Raw genomic sequence first — 15,981 nt, 5'->3', positions numbered from 1 at the left:
TTTAGACTTGCCTGATTTTTGCTATCCTAGCAAAAAATATGGTATAATGAAACGATTATAAATGAAGGAAAATAGCATGTTTACGTTTAAGATTAAAAAGAAAGAAAGCATTGAGACGGCAATAGAAGTTCCAAAGCATATTGCGGTCATTATGGATGGTAATGGTCGTTGGGCGAAAAAGCGGATGCAACCCCGTATTATGGGGCACAAAGCAGGTATGGATGCCCTACAAAAAGTTACTAAAACTGCTTCTGACTTGGGTGTTCGAGTATTGACAGTGTATGCATTTTCCACAGAAAATTGGTCTAGACCAGAAAAGGAAGTAAAGTTTATAATGAACCTTCCTGTGGAATTTTATGATAAGTATGTTCCTGAACTACATGCCAATAATGTCAAAATTCAGATGATTGGTGACCATTCCAAACTACCTCAAGCCACCCTTAATGCTCTCTATAAGGCTGAGCAAAAAACGAAGAATAATACTGGACTGATTCTCAACTTCGCCTTGAACTACGGTGGTCGTGATGAAGTGACTCGAGCAGTTAAGGCCATAGCGCAAGATGTCTTGGATGCCAAGTTTAATCCTGGAGATATTGACGAGAAATTAATTGCGGACTACCTCTATACAGGGACCTTGTCACCAACGCTACGCGATCCCGATCTAGTTATCCGTACAAGTGGCGAACTCCGTCTCAGCAATTTTCTGCCTTGGCAATCAGCATATAGTGAGTTGTATTTTACAGACGTTGCTTGGCCTGATTTTGATGGAGATGCCCTCAAATTAGCAATTAAAGAGTATAACCGGCGTCATAGACGATTTGGTGGTGTATAAGGAGAAGTTATGACAAATGATTTACAGAAACGAGTGATATTTGGTGCAATTGCTTTAGCTATTTTCACTCCCTTCTTGCTAGCTGGTGGCATGGCCTTTCAATTTTTTGTCGGTTTATTAGCTATGATTGCGACAGCTGAGCTGATTAAGATGCATCGTCTAGCGCCGAATTCAATTGAAGGTGTTTTAGCCATGTTGGCAAGTCTAGTATTGACGCTTCCGTTACAGAATTATTTAACATTCTTGCCGACAGATGGGAACTATACAGCATATGCGATTGTAGTCTTCCTTCTTCTTGGGTCTACAGTTATCAATATTGGTCAATACAATTATTCAGACGTAGTCTTTCCAATTGCATCAAGTTTCTATGTAGGAATTGGTTTCCATAGCTTGGTATTGGCTCGAATGGATGGTCTAGATAAGGTCTTTTTTGCCCTCTGTTTGGTTTGGGCTACGGATATAGGCGCTTACATGATTGGACGCCAGTTTGGACGCAGAAAACTATTACCAAAGGTTTCACCGAATAAAACAGTTGAAGGCTTTGTAGGTGGTATTCTTTCTGCGGTGGTAGTTGCTATCATTTTCTTGATTGTCGATAAGTCTTTGTTGGCTGGTTATTCCTTCGGCATGATGTTGTTGTTAGTTGTGATTTTCTCGATATTCTCACAATTTGGAGATTTAGTTGAAAGTGCTATTAAACGCCATTTTGGTGTAAAGGATTCTGGAAAAATTATTCCAGGACATGGTGGTATATTGGATCGCTTCGATGGTATGATTTTTGTCTTTCCGATTATGCACTTCTTTGGCCTATTTTAAGGAGGTCCTATGAAGGGAATTTTAGCATTTATTTTTATTTTTGGTGTCATTGTAGTCGTCCATGAATTTGGTCACTTCTACTTTGCTAAGAAATCAGGTATCCTTGTAAGGGAATTTGCGATTGGGATGGGGCCAAAGATTTTCGCTCATACAGGTAAGGATGGGACGCTTTACACGATTCGTATTCTTCCTCTTGGTGGTTATGTTCGAATGGCCGGTTGGGGTGAGGATAAGACAGAGATTAAGACAGGGACTCCTGCTAGCCTCAGCTTGAATGAAGCTGGTGTTGTGACGCGGATAAATTTATCTGGAAAACAGCTAGATAACCTTAGCTTACCGATGAATGTGACTAGTTTTGATTTCGAAGAAAAATTAGAAATCACAGGCTTGGTCTTGGAAGAAAGCAAGACTTATAAAGTCGATCACGATGCAACGATTGTCGAGGAAGATGGCACTGAAGTCCGAATTGCTCCGCTGGATGTTCAATACCAAAATGCGACAGTCTGGGGGCGCTTGATCACCAACTTTGCTGGGCCGATGAATAACTTCATTTTGGGCATCTTAGTTTTTATTCTTTTGATGTTCATGCAAGGTGGGGTCGCCGATTCGTCAAGCAATGCAGTTAGTATTACTGATGGTGGTGCCTTACAAGCAGCTGGACTTGTGACAGGTGATAAAATTTTATCTGTCAATGGTGATGCAACAGACAGCTACACAGAAGTCGCGACGATCATTAGCAAGGCGGCGGCAGATGCAACAACTGCTCCAAGCTTTGATTTGGTTGTGGAACATGATGGAGCAACCAAAAATGTGACCGTTACTGCGGAGAAAGTGGACGGAACCTATCGAATTGGAATTTCACCAATCTTGAAGACGGGCTTCGTTGATAAAATAGTCGGTGGTTTCCAAGAAGCAGGTGCGACAGCACTCTTGATTGTGACGGCTTTGAAAAATCTTATTGCAAACTTTGATGTGAAACAATTGGGTGGTCCTGTAGCCATCTATAAAGTTAGTGCCCAAGCTGCTGAATTTGGTTTAGCATCTGTATTGGGGCTAATGGCCATGCTTTCCATTAACCTTGGAATATTTAATTTGATTCCAATTCCAGCCTTGGATGGTGGTAAAATTGTGATGAATATTCTGGAAGCAATACGTAGAAAACCATTAAAGCCAGAAACAGAATCTTATATTACCCTAGCGGGTGTGGCCGTAATGGTAGTTCTTATGATAGTAGTCACATGGAATGACATTATACGTGTTTTCTTCTAGACTAATTGAAATTTATATAAGGAATTGAATGCGGGCTGAAACCTGTGTCTTCCTGTCAAACAAAAGATGAAAGGAATTAAGGAGGTTCGTAATTGAACTCGGTCTAAAAACTCGGAAAATAGATTGAGGACTACCCCTCTGGATTTCCAGATGATAAATATAAGAAAGGAATTGAATGCGTGCTAAACGCAGGATGTTCTGAAAACTACGAAAAAGAAAGGAACAGAGAGTTTCAGATTTGAACTCGAGCGTCAGCGAGTGGTTTGAAAAGTTAATTCTTTGTCTTCCAAATAAAGTAAACTACGAAAGGAATTGAATGCGTGCTAAACGCAGGATGTTCTGAAAACTACGAAAAAGAAAGGAACAGAGAGTTTCAGATTTGAACTCGAGCATCGGCGAGGGTTTTGAAAAGCTAATTCTTTGTCTTCCAATCAAGTAAACTACGAAAGGAATTGAATGCGTGCTAAAAACTTTACGAAAAAGATAAACCTGCCTAGTGCCAAAGGCACTGCGTTAGGTTTCCTATTTTCGTTTCGTTTTCTTAACGCACTTATATCTTAACTATGAAACAGTCTAAATTGATTATCCCTACTTTGCGGGAGATGCCTTCGGATGCGTCGGTGATTAGCCACGCTTTGATGTTGCGTGCGGGCTATGTCCGTCAGATTTCTGCTGGTATTTACAGCTATTTGCCATTGGCAAACCGTGTGATTGAAAAAACGAAAAAAATCATGCGTGAGGAGTTTGACAAAATTGATGCTATTGAATTCTTAGCGCCAGCGCTTTTGTCAGCAGATATCTGGCGTGAGTCAGGTCGTTACGAAACATATGGCGATGACTTATACAAACTCAAAAACCGCGAAGGTTCTGATTTTATCTTGGGACCAACCCACGAAGAAACGGTGACACTTTTAGCGCGTGATGCAGTTCAATCTTATAAGCAGTTGCCGCTTAATATCTATCAAATCCAACCAAAATACCGCGACGAAAAACGTCCTCGTAATGGTCTCCTCCGTGGGCGCGAGTTCATCATGAAAGATGGCTACAGCTTCCACGCTAGCTATGAGAGTCTGGACCAGACCTACGATGACTACAAGGCGGCTTACGAGGCAATCTTCACTCGTGCAGGCTTGGAGTTTAAGGCTATTATCGGTGATGGTGGTGCAATGGGCGGTAAGGATAGTCAAGAATTTATGGCTATCACCCCAGACCGTACCGATCTAAATCGCTGGGTTGTCTTGGATAAATCGGTTGCTTCTTTTGAGGAAATCCCAGAGGATGTCCTTGAAGCGATTAAAGCAGAACTCTTGGCTTGGTCTGTATCTGGTGAAGATACTATCGCTTACTCAAGCGAATCTGGCTACGCTGCCAACTTAGAGATGGCAACGAGTGAGTACAAACCACGGACAGCTGTGGTTGCTGAAGAGGCATTAGTAAAAGTTGCTACACCAGATGCAAAAACAATTGATGAAGTGGCTGCCTTCTTGAATGTTGCGGAAGAGCAAACCATTAAAACCATGCTCTTTATGGCAGATGGGGAGCCTGTTATTGCCCTACTTGTTGGCAACGACCAGGTCAATGATGTTAAGTTGAAAAACCACCTTGGAGCAGATTTCTTTGATGTAGCAAGTCCAGCGGATGCTGAAAAAGTCTTCGGTGCAGGTTTTGGTTCCCTTGGACCAGTCGGCTTGCCAGAAAACATTAAGATTATTGCAGACCGTAAGGTGCAAGATGTGAAAAATGCTGTTGTCGGTGCCAACGAAGACGGTTTCCACTACACAGGTGCCAATGCGGGACGTGATTTCCAAGTGACTGAGTATGTGGACATTCGCGAAGTCAAAGAAGGGGAGCCATCACCAGACGGTCACGGTGTTCTTAACTTTGCCCGTGGTATCGAGATTGGTCACATCTTCAAACTCGGTACACGCTATTCAGACAGTATGAATGCCAACATCTTGGATGAGAATGGTCGTTCTATGCCGATTATCATGGGATGCTACGGAATCGGTGTTAGCCGACTCTTGTCAGCCGTTCTTGAACAACACGCTCGCCTCTTTGTTAATAAGACACCAAAAGGCGAATACCGTTACGCTTGGGGGATCAATTTCCCTAAAGAATTGGCACCGTTTGATGTGCATTTGATTCCAGTTAATGTCAAAGATGAAGCGGCAATGGAATTGACTCAGTCTATCGAAGCAAGTTTGGTTGGTGCAGGCTATGAAGTATTAACTGACGACCGTAATGAGCGTGTCGGCGTGAAGTTCTCTGATAGTGACTTGATTGGCTTGCCAATCCGTGTGACAGTTGGTAAGAAAGCAGCGGATGGCATTGTCGAAGTGAAAATCAAGGGCACAGGTGATACTGTAGAAGTTCATGTGGATCAACTCCTTGAAACCCTTCAAATTCTTACTAAAGAAAATGAATAAACAGAAAAAGACTTGGTTGATGATAGCCAAGTCTTTGTTGATATTATCGGTTATCCCACGACAAAAAAATATGCTGTTTCCACTTTTGAGGTTGTACAGAAGATTCTAGCTTCTGGTAGCATTTCCGTGGTTTTAATCAGCTTGTACAATAAATTCTTCACAGGACATGACAAAAAGGAATTGACGTCAATACTTTGGCAAGTAACGGCCGTTTCTTTAGTTAAAATTAACGAGTCACCGTCCGTTTAACGGTTCTACAGTGGGTAGTTGTTGACGCATTTGCCTTTTTCTATTTCTATGATAACAAGGAAACTTGAAAAAGCAAGTTGAATAATGATGGCCTGCCGGAAAAGTCCGTCCCTCACTTAGTCCAAGAAAAATTCCTCCATTTGTGGTAAAATGATTCTAACTAATTACAAAGGAAATGGTCATGTCAGATAAATTTCAGCTTTTGCTTCAACAAATCGGGATGCCTCTTGATGCACGACAATCAGGGGCTTTTTCGACTGCAAAGATTGAGAAAGTGGTCTTGCACAAGGTCAGTAAATTATGGGAGTTTACCTTCCGTTTTGAAAATCCACTACCACTTTTAGATTATCAACTCTTTAAGGCTCATTTGAAAACAGAGTTTGAAAAACTAGGGAACAAGATTCAATTTTCTTTGGTAACAGATGCGGACCGTTTTGAGGCGGGTTTGGTGGAAGCCTATTATCCAGAGGCTTTTATGGAAGATTTGTGCCAGAGTGCTGGGTTCAGGGCACTGTTTCAGCCACTTGCTGTGACTTATCGAGACGGGGTTCTGTGGATAAAAGGACCAGAAACGATTGATACAGCTCATTTTCGCAAGAATCATTTGCCGAATTTAGTTGAACAATACAAGCGATTTGGTTTTGGGAATCTAACTGTAGATATTGAAGTCTGCCAAGAAATGACGCAACAACAGGCAGAGGTTTTCCATGCACAAAATGAAGAAATTTACCAGCAGGCTAATGAGGAAAATTTAGCGGCCCTGGAACAACTATCTCAAATGGCTCCACCACCAGAGGCAGCTCAGCCATTTGTCCCAGAATATAAGAAAAACCGTCCTGCTAAAGTCAATATTGAGAAAGCGGATATTACTCCGATGATTGAGGTGGACAGTGAAGAAAATCGTATTGTCTTTGAAGGGTTAGTTTTTGATGTTGAGCAGAAAACCACGAAGACGGGACGTGTCATTATCAATTTCAAGATGACCGACTATACATCTTCTTTTACCATGCAGAAGTGGGCTAAAAATGAAGAAGAGGCTCAAAAATTTGATATGGTAAAAAAAGGTAACTGGTTAAGGGTTCGTGGAAATGTGGAGACCAATAATTTTACGCGTGATTTGACCATGAATGTACAGGAAGTTCAAGAGGTCAAAAAAGAAATTCGTAAGGATCTGATGCCTGATGATGAGAAACGTATTGAATTTCACGCCCATACCAATATGTCAACGATGGATGCCCTGCCAGCAGTTGAGGATTTAATCGCGCGTGCAGCAGCTTGGGGTCATAAGGCTGTGGCGATTACGGACCACGGAAATGTTCAGTCTTTCCCACATGGTTATCATGCTGCGCGAAAGGCCGGTATTAAAGCTCTCTTTGGAATGGAAGCTAATATCGTTGAGGATTCTGTTCCGATTGCCTACAATGTAGCAGATGTGGTGCTATCAGATGCCACTTATGTGGTTTTTGACGTGGAAACAACAGGCCTCTCTGCAGTCAATAATTCCCTGATTCAGATTGCGGCCTCTAAGATGCATAAAGGAAATATCGTTGCTGAATTTGATGAATTTATCGATCCAGGTCATCCGCTGAGTCAGTTTACGACTGAGTTGACAGGGATTACGGATGAACATGTGAGAGGCTCGAAACCACTTGAGCAAGTCTTACGTGAGTTTCAAGACTTCTGTCAGGGTTCGATTTTGGTTGCGCATAATGCTACTTTTGACGTCGGTTTTATGGATGTCAACTACGAGCGGGCTGGTCTTCCAACGATTAGTCAACCTGTAATTGATACCTTGGAGTTTGCTCGAAATCTTTATCCAGATTATAAGCGACATGGTCTGGGGCCGTTGACAAAGCGATTTGGGGTAGCCTTGGAACATCACCATATGGCGAACTACGATGCGGAGGCGACGGGGCGCTTGCTCTTCATCTTCTTAAAAGATGCCTTTGAAAAACATCAAATAGCGAATCTTAACCAACTCAATACCGAACTAATTGTAGAAGATTCTTATAAGAAGGCTCGTGTCAAACACGCCACTTTATATGTGACCAATCAAGTTGGTTTAAAAAACATCTTCAAGCTCGTATCCCTGTCAAACACAAAATATTTTGAAGGTGTTCCTCGCATACCAAGAACGGTTCTGGATGCTCATCGCGAAGGACTAATACTAGGGACAGCTTGTCAAGAAGGTGAAGTGTTTGATGAGCTTCTGTCCAAGGGAATGGATGATGCGGTAAAAAAGGCTTCCTACTATGATTTTATCGAAGTTATGCCTCCAGCTCTTTATGAACCAATGATTGCCAAGGAACAGTTTAAGAATATTGCAGAGATTGAAGAAACTATCAAGCAGTTAATTGAGGTAGGACGTAGGGCAGGACTGCCAGTTTTGGCGACGGGGAATGTTCACTATATAGATCCCGAGGAAGAAATCTATCGGGAAATTATTGTACGGGCTCTAGGGCAAGGGGCACCGATTAACTGGACCATTGGAAATGGGGAAAATGCCCAACCAGCTCCACTGCCTAAGGCTCACTTTAGAACGACTAGCGAGATGTTGGACGAGTTTGCCTTTCTGGGAGAAAGTTTAGCTCGTGAGATTGTCATTACCAATCCTAATGCGATGCTGAATCGGTTTGAAGATGTAGAAGTCGTGAAGACGGATCTGTATACCCCTTATATTGAAAAGGCAGAGGAAACAGTTGCTGAATTAACCTATCAAAAAGCCTTTGAGATTTATGGTAATCCTTTGCCAGATATTATTGACTTGCGAATAGAAAAAGAGCTGTCTTCTATTCTTGGTAATGGGTTTGCAGTGATTTACCTGGCATCGCAGATGTTGGTACAACGATCGAATGAACGGGGCTACTTAGTTGGTTCTCGGGGATCGGTTGGTTCTAGTTTCGTAGCAACCATGATTGGGATTACAGAAGTAAATCCAATGCCTCCTCACTACGTCTGTCCAAATTGCCAGCACAGTGAATTTATTACAGACGGTTCCTATGGTTCAGGCTTTGATTTACCAGATAAGGTATGTATCAATTGTGGAACCAAGTATAAAAAAGATGGTCAGGATATTCCTTTCGAAACCTTCCTAGGTTTTGATGGAGATAAGGTTCCCGATATTGACTTGAACTTTTCTGGAGATGATCAACCATCTGCTCACTTAGACGTGCGTAAGATTTTTGGTGAGGAATATGCATTCCGTGCGGGAACAGTTGGTACAGTAGCTGCTAAGACGGCCTATGGTTTTGTACGTGGGTATGAACGTGATTATGGCAAATTCTACCGAGATGTGGAAGTGGAGCGTTTAGCAGCAGGAGCAGCTGGTGTGAAACGAACAACGGGTCAGCACCCGGGAGGGATTGTTGTTATTCCTAATTATATGGATGTTTATGACTTTACCCCAGTACAATACCCGGCTGATGATATTACCGCAAGTTGGCAAACTACTCACTTTAACTTCCATGATATTGACGAAAACGTTCTTAAGCTCGATGTTCTCGGACACGATGATCCGACGATGATTCGGAAGTTGCAGGACTTGTCAGGCATTGATCCACAGACGATTCCCGCAGATGATAAAGGAGTCATGGCTCTTTTCTCAGGAACAGAAATTTTAGGTGTTACCCCTGAACAGATTGGGACACCGACCGGTATGTTAGGAATTCCGGAATTTGGGACTAACTTTGTTCGAGGGATGGTTGAAGAAACCCACCCAACAACTTTTTCGGAATTACTTCAGTTATCTGGTCTATCACATGGTACAGATGTGTGGTTGGGTAATGCGCAAGACTTAATCAAATCCGGGATTGCTGACCTATCTACGGTTATCGGTTGTCGGGATGACATCATGGTGTACCTCATGCATGCTGGTTTGCCACCGAAAATGGCCTTTAACATCATGGAACGGGTGCGGAAAGGGATGTGGCTCAAGATTTCAGAGGAAGAGCGAAATGGTTACATCCAAGCCATGAAGGATAACAAGGTACCTGATTGGTACATTGAATCATGTGGTAAAATCAAGTACATGTTCCCTAAAGCCCATGCGGCTGCTTACGTTATGATGGCCTTACGAGTTGCCTACTTCAAGGTTCATCATCCGCTATATTATTATTGTGCATATTTCTCCATTCGTGCGAAAGCCTTTGATTTGGCGACCATGTCAGGTGGACTGGATAAAGTCAAGTCCAAGATGGAAGAGATTGCCCTCAAAAAGAAGAACAACGAAGCTTCAAACGTTGAACAGGATCTTTATACCACGCTTGAATTGGTCAATGAAATGCTGGAACGTGGTTTCAAGTTTGGTAAATTAGATTTATACAAATCTCATGCTACAGAGTTCTTGATTGAGGGGGATACCCTTATCCCACCTTTTGTTGCCATGGATGGTCTGGGTGAAAACGTTGCTAAGCAGGTCGTTGCAGCGCGTGCTGAAGGAGAATTTCTCTCCAAGACTGAACTCCGAAAACGTGGAGGATTGTCAGGTACGCTTGTTGAAAAAATGGATGAAATGGGAATCCTGGGTAAAATGCCAGAGGACAACCAGTTGAGTTTGTTTGATGATTTGTTTTAATAAGGAAGGTCACTGTTTCTCGTTATTTTGAGAGACAGTGATTTTTTACAAAAAATGAAGTCAAAACTCTTGATTATTTTTTTGAATAGGTTTATAATCTCTACATAGTGATAAAAATTACTAAATAGTAATAAATAGAAAAGAGGAAATCCTATGTCAAATTTTGCAAAACTTCAAGAAACTCGTCGTACTATTTATGCACTCGGTAAAGAATTGCCAGTATCAAATGAAGAAGTAGTAGCTCTCGTTGAGAAAGCTATGAAAGAATCACCATCAGCTTTCAACTCACAATCAAGTCGTGCAGTAGTACTTTTTGGTGCTGAATCAGAAGCTTTCTGGAACGAAATTGCTTACAGTGAATTGGAAAAAGTAACACCAGCTGAAGCATTTGAAGGCACTAAAGGCCGCTTGGCTAGCTTTGCTGCTGGAGCAGGTACTATCTTGTTCTTCGAAGACCAAGACGTAGTTAAAGGCTTGCAAGAAAGCTTCCCACTCTATGCAGAAAACTTCCCAATCTGGTCTGAACAAGCTCATGGTATCAACTTGTACGCAGTGTGGTTGGCATTTGCTGAGAAAAATATCGGTATGAACGTTCAACATTACAACCCATTGGTAGATGCACAAGTTGCTGAAAAATACGGTATTCCAGCTAACTGGAAACTTCGTGCACAAGCTCCATTCGGTAGCATCGCAGCTCCAGCAGGGGAAAAAGATTACATGGCGGATTCTGACCGTGTAAAGGTTTTTGGTAACTAATACTCTGCGAAAATTGAAGTCAGACGTTGTTGACTTGATGTGATGAACTTAAGTTCTATCTACATCTGCGTCGCCTAGTCTGACTTCAATTTTCATTGAGTATACATACTTACAGTTTGCTTTATTACGTCGTTAATTCGCTTTGGCGTACGTTACGAGCGTTACTTACTATCGTAAGTATGATTTCCAACCTTCAGCAGTCACTACCCTGACTGTTGAAGCAGCCTGCAGCTGTTGACACGAACAGAGTTCGTGTTATCTCCCACCTCTAACTATCTCCCAGATAGTTAGAGGTAGTACTAAGAGCAAACTGAAAACTTAACCCTGCGAAAATTGGAAATGTCACTTGTCAGCTTGCCTAGTTGAGTGTAAAGCTTCAGTGAATATGACACAACCTTCCCACTAACTTCCTGTTTTGTAGGAAGTTTTTTTATCTGCCCTTTACCAAAATATGATACAATAATCTAGTATAATAACCTAAGGAGATGAACATGGTATTACCTAATTTTAAAGAAAATCTTGCGAAATATGCGAAACTTTTGGTATCAACTGGTATCAATGTCCAACCAGGTCATACAGTCCAATTGACAATTGCTGTTGATCAGGCAGAGTTGGCCCGTTTGATTGTTAAAGAAGCTTATGCACTCGGTGCAGCAGAGGTCTTAGTGAACTGGTCGGATGATGTCATTGCTCGCGAACGTTTGGTCAATGTAGATGTAGAACGCTTGGAACAAGTTCACCCACAACGTGTTGCTGAAATGAATTATTTATTAGAGCACAAATCTAGTCGTTTGGTTGTCTTGTCTGATGATCCTGGTGCATACGATGGCGTTGATCCTGAGAAATTGTCTCGTAGTGCTCGTGCAATCAGCCAGGCCTTGAACCCAATGCGTCAAGCCACTCAAGCTAACAAAATCAGCTGGACACTTGGTGCAGCATCTGGTTTGGAATGGGCCAAAAAAGTTTTCCCAAATGCAACGTCTGACGAAGAAGCAGTAGATCTGCTTTGGGACCAAATTTTCAAGACTTGCCGTATCTACGAAGAAGATCCAATCAAAGCCTGGGAAGAGCATGAAGCACGTTTGGTAGCAAAAGCTAAGGTTCTTAACGACGAGCAGTTTGTCAAATTGCACTACACAGCACCAGGAACCGACCTCGTTCTCGGTATGCCGAAAAACCACTTATGGGAAGCGGCTGGTTCGATCAATGCCCAAGGTGAGCAGTTTATTGCCAACATGCCAACAGAAGAAGTCTTTACAGCACCTGACTATCGTGTGGCCGATGGTTATGTAACTTCTACAAAACCGCTTAGCTATAACGGCAATATTATCGAAGGTATCAAGGTAACCTTCAAAGATGGTGAGATTGTGGACGTGACTGCTGAAAAAGGCGACGAAGTCATGAAGAAACTGGTCTTTGACAATGCTGGTGCACGCGGTCTGGGTGAAGTTGCCCTTGTACCAGATAAGAGCCCAATCTCTCAATCAGGTGTAACTTTCTTCAACACTCTCTTTGATGAAAATGCCTCAAACCACTTGGCAATCGGGCAAGCCTATGCCTTCTCAATTGAAGGTGGTACAGAAATGAGCCAAGAAGAGTTGAAAGAAGCAGGTCTCAACCGTTCTGATGTCCACGTTGATTTCATGATTGGCTCTAATAAGATGAACATTGACGGTATCCGTGAAGACGGTACCCGTGTACCAATCTTCCGTGACGGTGAGTGGGCAATCTAAAAATGATGCTATAAGACTGGGCAACCAGTCTTATTTTGTAAATGTTGGAGGAAAATAAGATGTTAACAAGCATTATCGCAGGTGCCATAATTGGTATGATTGCAGGAGCACTTACTTCGTCAGACGACCGTCGTGGTTGTCTGGGAAATATTATCCTTGGGCTTGCTGGTTCGTGGATTGGGCAGTTGCTCTTTGGTGATTGGGGACCACAATTTGCTGGCATGGCCTTGGTTCCATCTGTCTTTGGAGCAGTATTGCTAGTGGCCATTTTTTCAAGTTCCAGACGGAGTTAAAATGAACTCTAAAACCAAACTTCTGATGAGGTTTGGTTTTATTTGTGGAGGAATTTGCTAAAATTGCCAAATAGTTTGGTTAAAAAAATGACATAACTCAGACTAGTCGAGATCTTTCCCCCTCCCTTTTTTTGACCATATTATTTGTTACCCTATAGGGGAGAATCACTCTCATTCGTGCACTATACACTCCTTCCCCAAGCGAAAGTAATCATCTTTTGAAACTGATGAAAATTAGCTACGAAAAAAAAGCTAAAAATATACAAAAAAATCCCCAAAACCGCTTGACAAAAGGCTTCGGGGGGGGGGGTACAATAGTAGTGATAAATATAAAAGGAGTTTATATGAAGAAGAAAGACTTGTTAAAAACGGTAACGTTTGCCTCAGCCATCCTTGCGGCGGGTGCAATTAGTTTCTCTGGTGTGGAAGCAAGTGCCGATACGCTGGAGACGACACCAACAACAGCTAACGAAACTGAAACAACGACGACCAATCAAGTGACGGAGGAACAAGTAGCAGCTGCTAAGGCCGAAGCTAGCGCCATTGGAGATGCGGTCAAACATCAAGAAACGGTGGTTGCAGATGCACTAACGACCAAGCAGTCAGCGCAAGCTGTCGAAGCCGCAACACAAACAGAACTTGTAGCCGCTCAAGAAATAGCAGAAGCCGCAACGCCTGAAGCTATTCAAGCAGTAGAAGCTGAAATTGTTGAAGCAGAAACCACAGTATCAGAAACTGAAGACTTGCTTGAAACCGCAAATCAAGAAGCAACAACTGCTCAAGAACAAGCTGACCAAGCACAAGCTGTAGCTGACACTGCAAACACTGCTTATACTGAAGCTCAAGCACAAGCAGACGCAGCTCAAGAAACTGTTGCACAATTGGAAAACCAAACAGTAAATGTTGACCAAGCTCAAGCTAATGTAGATACTGCAAAACAAGAAGTAGTTTCTGCAGAAGCAAATGTTGCAACAGCAGAACAAGCCGTGGTTAAAGCAAAAGAAAGTGACCAAAGCTTAGCACAAGAAATTGCAGACGCAAAAACAGTAGTAGATGAAGCTAAAGTTGCAGAAAGCGATGCACAAAAGACGGTTGATGGTTTGGAAGCACAAGTAGCTGAAACAGCAAGCAAGGTGACAGAAGCACAAGCCTTGGTTAATTCACTCCAAAATGAAGTATCATACACAATCGATATTAATTTGCCACAAGTGGTAAAAGATGCTGTGAAGAAATTCATGACAACACCAAAAACCTTGGACACAGTTGCTGAGTTGAGTAAGGTATTCGACGATAATAACGTATATGATAATTTAAACAGCTATTGGAATGTTGAAATTTCTGGTGATGAGCAAGTTAATTTGAATTCCTTAACAGATACACAAGTTGAAAAAATGAATCAATTTGTTGTAGATGTATATAACAAATTAGCGGAAAATATTGGATTAACAAAAGTTACAGCAAATACTAAACTAATCGAAGTTGCAAAACTACGTAGTGAAAAGTATGATGAAATAAACGCACCATACGAGCACAATACAACAATTCTTCGAGAAAGTCAAGACAAAGTATTTGAAAACAATGTTCTTGTTGGGGAAAACATTACATTCCCAATTGTGACGAAAACAATTATGACAATGCGAGAGTTCTTGAACATCGCGAGTGAAGCACTGCAATCCTTTACATTTTACGATAGAAGTAGTGAATATACACATTGGATTAACATTGATACTGCACAGAGCATTGGTGTGTATTCACACATTGAAGAAAATGAAAATCACAAAGTGTTGGATATGACATTTGACACCAATTGGTTAGTAATGGCAACATATAAAGATAGATACACAATCGGTGGTCTTGATAAAAACGCTATCGCAGCAAACGCTGAAGTGCATGCCGCGGATGTGACATTCACAAATGAGTCTAGCTCATTAACTGAAGCGACTACACAATTAGCACTTGCTAATGTGGCTCAAAATCGTGCACAAGCTGATTTGGCACAAGCAGTAACAGCATTGAATGAAGCAAAAGCTAACATTGTATCAGCAACAAACGCTTATAACACTTTGTTGTCTACAGAAAGTGAAACAACAAAAGCTCAAGCGAACTTAGATGCAGCAAATACAAAATTGTCTGAAGCACAAGCCAAATATGAACAAGCTGTGGATGCCCTAGATGCTCTGACAGCCCAAAAAGCTGAACAAGCTCAAAAACTGGCTACTGCTAAAACAGTTCTTGACCAAGCTCAAACGAAGGCTACTAGCTTGTATTCAGACTATCGAGCCAAACAAGCCCAAGCTGATGTCTTGAAAACAAAAGTAAACCAACTCAACCAAGAAGTTCAAAACTTGGAAACGGACTTAGCAAATGCCAAACAAGCAGTGGTAGATGCCAAAGCAAAACTCTTAGGTTTACAAGAAGCTGAAGCAAACTTGGTCAAAGCTCAAGAAGCCTATGACAAGGCTGTGAAAGCTAAAGATGAAGCATGTGCAGTCTACCAAACAGAGCTAGCGAAATTAACGGATTTGAAAAATTCCTTTACCCTTGCGGCGAATCACTACCTGACTCTCTCTAACCTTTACAAACTTCAAGAACAAGTGAAAACTCCTACTGAAGTGACAGGCGATAACCAAGGCACAGGTGGCTCCTCTGGTTCTTCTACATCAGGTCAAAACCAAAATGGCACGACTGTAGTAACAAAAGGGAACAGCCAAGCACCGCTTGATCAACTTGACAAGCCAAGTGCTGTAAAAGGAACAGCTGTGGCATCTGCTTCAAACGGACAGGTGAAATACTTGGATGTGGCAAACGCGCCAGTTCAGGCAGCTAGCCTACCACAAACAGGAAGTAACGAAAGTATCTTGTCTAGCTTAGCTGGTTTCACGGTACTAGGATTGGGACTATCCCTTGCAATCAAGCGTCGGAAGTATACCGAAGAATAATGGTAGACAACACTCTTCGCTATCAATTTGGGAATACAAGATGAAGAAGAGTGTTCTGCCTTTTTTACAAAGAAATTCAGTTTTAGGAAAATATG

At 42.0% G+C, this 15,981-nt stretch carries 9 protein-coding genes; all 9 read left to right on the top strand.

Annotation, left to right across the window (positions count from 1 at the left end):
- Window positions 1-76: 76 nt before the first annotated feature.
- The 9 genes from K6V48_RS06065 (at window position 77) to K6V48_RS06025 (ending at window position 15,886) form a co-directional block, all read left to right on the top strand.
- Window positions 77-832: an isoprenyl transferase gene (locus K6V48_RS06065; RefSeq protein WP_172006487.1), complete on the top strand. Its 756-nt coding sequence runs from the start codon at window positions 77-79 to the stop codon at window positions 830-832.
- A 9-nt stretch (window positions 833-841) separates the two neighbouring features.
- On the top strand, window positions 842-1,648 hold the full coding sequence (locus tag K6V48_RS06060) for a phosphatidate cytidylyltransferase (protein WP_172006486.1): 807 nt from the start codon (window positions 842-844) through the stop codon (window positions 1,646-1,648).
- A gap of 9 nt (window positions 1,649-1,657) precedes the next feature.
- Window positions 1,658-2,917 (top strand): RIP metalloprotease RseP, encoded by a 1,260-nt coding sequence (gene rseP / locus K6V48_RS06055; protein ID WP_222368538.1) that lies wholly within the window; start codon window positions 1,658-1,660, stop codon window positions 2,915-2,917.
- Window positions 2,918-3,480: 563 nt separating this feature from the next.
- Window positions 3,481-5,343, top strand: a complete 1,863-nt coding sequence (locus K6V48_RS06050; protein WP_222368536.1) for a proline--tRNA ligase — start codon at window positions 3,481-3,483, stop codon at window positions 5,341-5,343.
- Window positions 5,344-5,773: 430 nt separating this feature from the next.
- Window positions 5,774-10,165 carry a PolC-type DNA polymerase III gene (locus K6V48_RS06045; protein ID WP_172018527.1) on the top strand — a complete coding sequence of 1,464 codons (4,392 nt, stop codon included), beginning with the start codon at window positions 5,774-5,776 and terminating at the stop codon, window positions 10,163-10,165.
- 153 nt (window positions 10,166-10,318) lie between these two features.
- Window positions 10,319-10,921 carry a nitroreductase family protein gene (locus tag K6V48_RS06040; RefSeq protein WP_024391671.1) on the top strand — a complete coding sequence of 201 codons (603 nt, stop codon included), beginning with the start codon at window positions 10,319-10,321 and terminating at the stop codon, window positions 10,919-10,921.
- Between the two features lie 491 nt (window positions 10,922-11,412).
- Window positions 11,413-12,654 carry an aminopeptidase gene (locus tag K6V48_RS06035; protein WP_222368533.1) on the top strand — a complete coding sequence of 414 codons (1,242 nt, stop codon included), beginning with the start codon at window positions 11,413-11,415 and terminating at the stop codon, window positions 12,652-12,654.
- Between the two features lie 59 nt (window positions 12,655-12,713).
- Window positions 12,714-12,947 (top strand): GlsB/YeaQ/YmgE family stress response membrane protein, encoded by a 234-nt coding sequence (locus tag K6V48_RS06030; RefSeq protein WP_024391424.1) that lies wholly within the window; start codon window positions 12,714-12,716, stop codon window positions 12,945-12,947.
- A 344-nt stretch (window positions 12,948-13,291) separates the two neighbouring features.
- Window positions 13,292-15,886 carry an SEC10/PgrA surface exclusion domain-containing protein gene (locus K6V48_RS06025; RefSeq protein WP_222368531.1) on the top strand — a complete coding sequence of 865 codons (2,595 nt, stop codon included), beginning with the start codon at window positions 13,292-13,294 and terminating at the stop codon, window positions 15,884-15,886.
- Window positions 15,887-15,981 lie beyond the last annotated feature (95 nt).

It is taken from the genome of Streptococcus suis (assembly GCF_019794555.1).
GTDB classification, from domain to species: Bacteria; Bacillota; Bacilli; order Lactobacillales; family Streptococcaceae; genus Streptococcus; species Streptococcus suis_AB.
The sequence above is the reverse complement of the archived record's forward strand: the minus strand, read 5'-3'. Positions and strand labels throughout refer to the sequence as shown.

Bases quoted from the DNA above. Each gene is read 5' to 3' on its own strand.
- K6V48_RS06065 (WP_172006487.1), top strand. From the start codon at position 77: ATGTTTACGTTTAAGATTAAAAAGAAAGAAAGCATTGAGACGGCAATA.
- K6V48_RS06060 (WP_172006486.1), top strand. From the start codon at position 842: ATGACAAATGATTTACAGAAACGAGTGATATTTGGTGCAATTGCTTTA.
- rseP (WP_222368538.1), top strand. From the start codon at position 1,658: ATGAAGGGAATTTTAGCATTTATTTTTATTTTTGGTGTCATTGTAGTC.
- K6V48_RS06050 (WP_222368536.1), top strand. From the start codon at position 3,481: ATGAAACAGTCTAAATTGATTATCCCTACTTTGCGGGAGATGCCTTCG.
- K6V48_RS06045 (WP_172018527.1), top strand. From the start codon at position 5,774: ATGTCAGATAAATTTCAGCTTTTGCTTCAACAAATCGGGATGCCTCTT.
- K6V48_RS06040 (WP_024391671.1), top strand. From the start codon at position 10,319: ATGTCAAATTTTGCAAAACTTCAAGAAACTCGTCGTACTATTTATGCA.
- K6V48_RS06035 (WP_222368533.1), top strand. From the start codon at position 11,413: ATGGTATTACCTAATTTTAAAGAAAATCTTGCGAAATATGCGAAACTT.
- K6V48_RS06030 (WP_024391424.1), top strand. From the start codon at position 12,714: ATGTTAACAAGCATTATCGCAGGTGCCATAATTGGTATGATTGCAGGA.
- K6V48_RS06025 (WP_222368531.1), top strand. From the start codon at position 13,292: ATGAAGAAGAAAGACTTGTTAAAAACGGTAACGTTTGCCTCAGCCATC.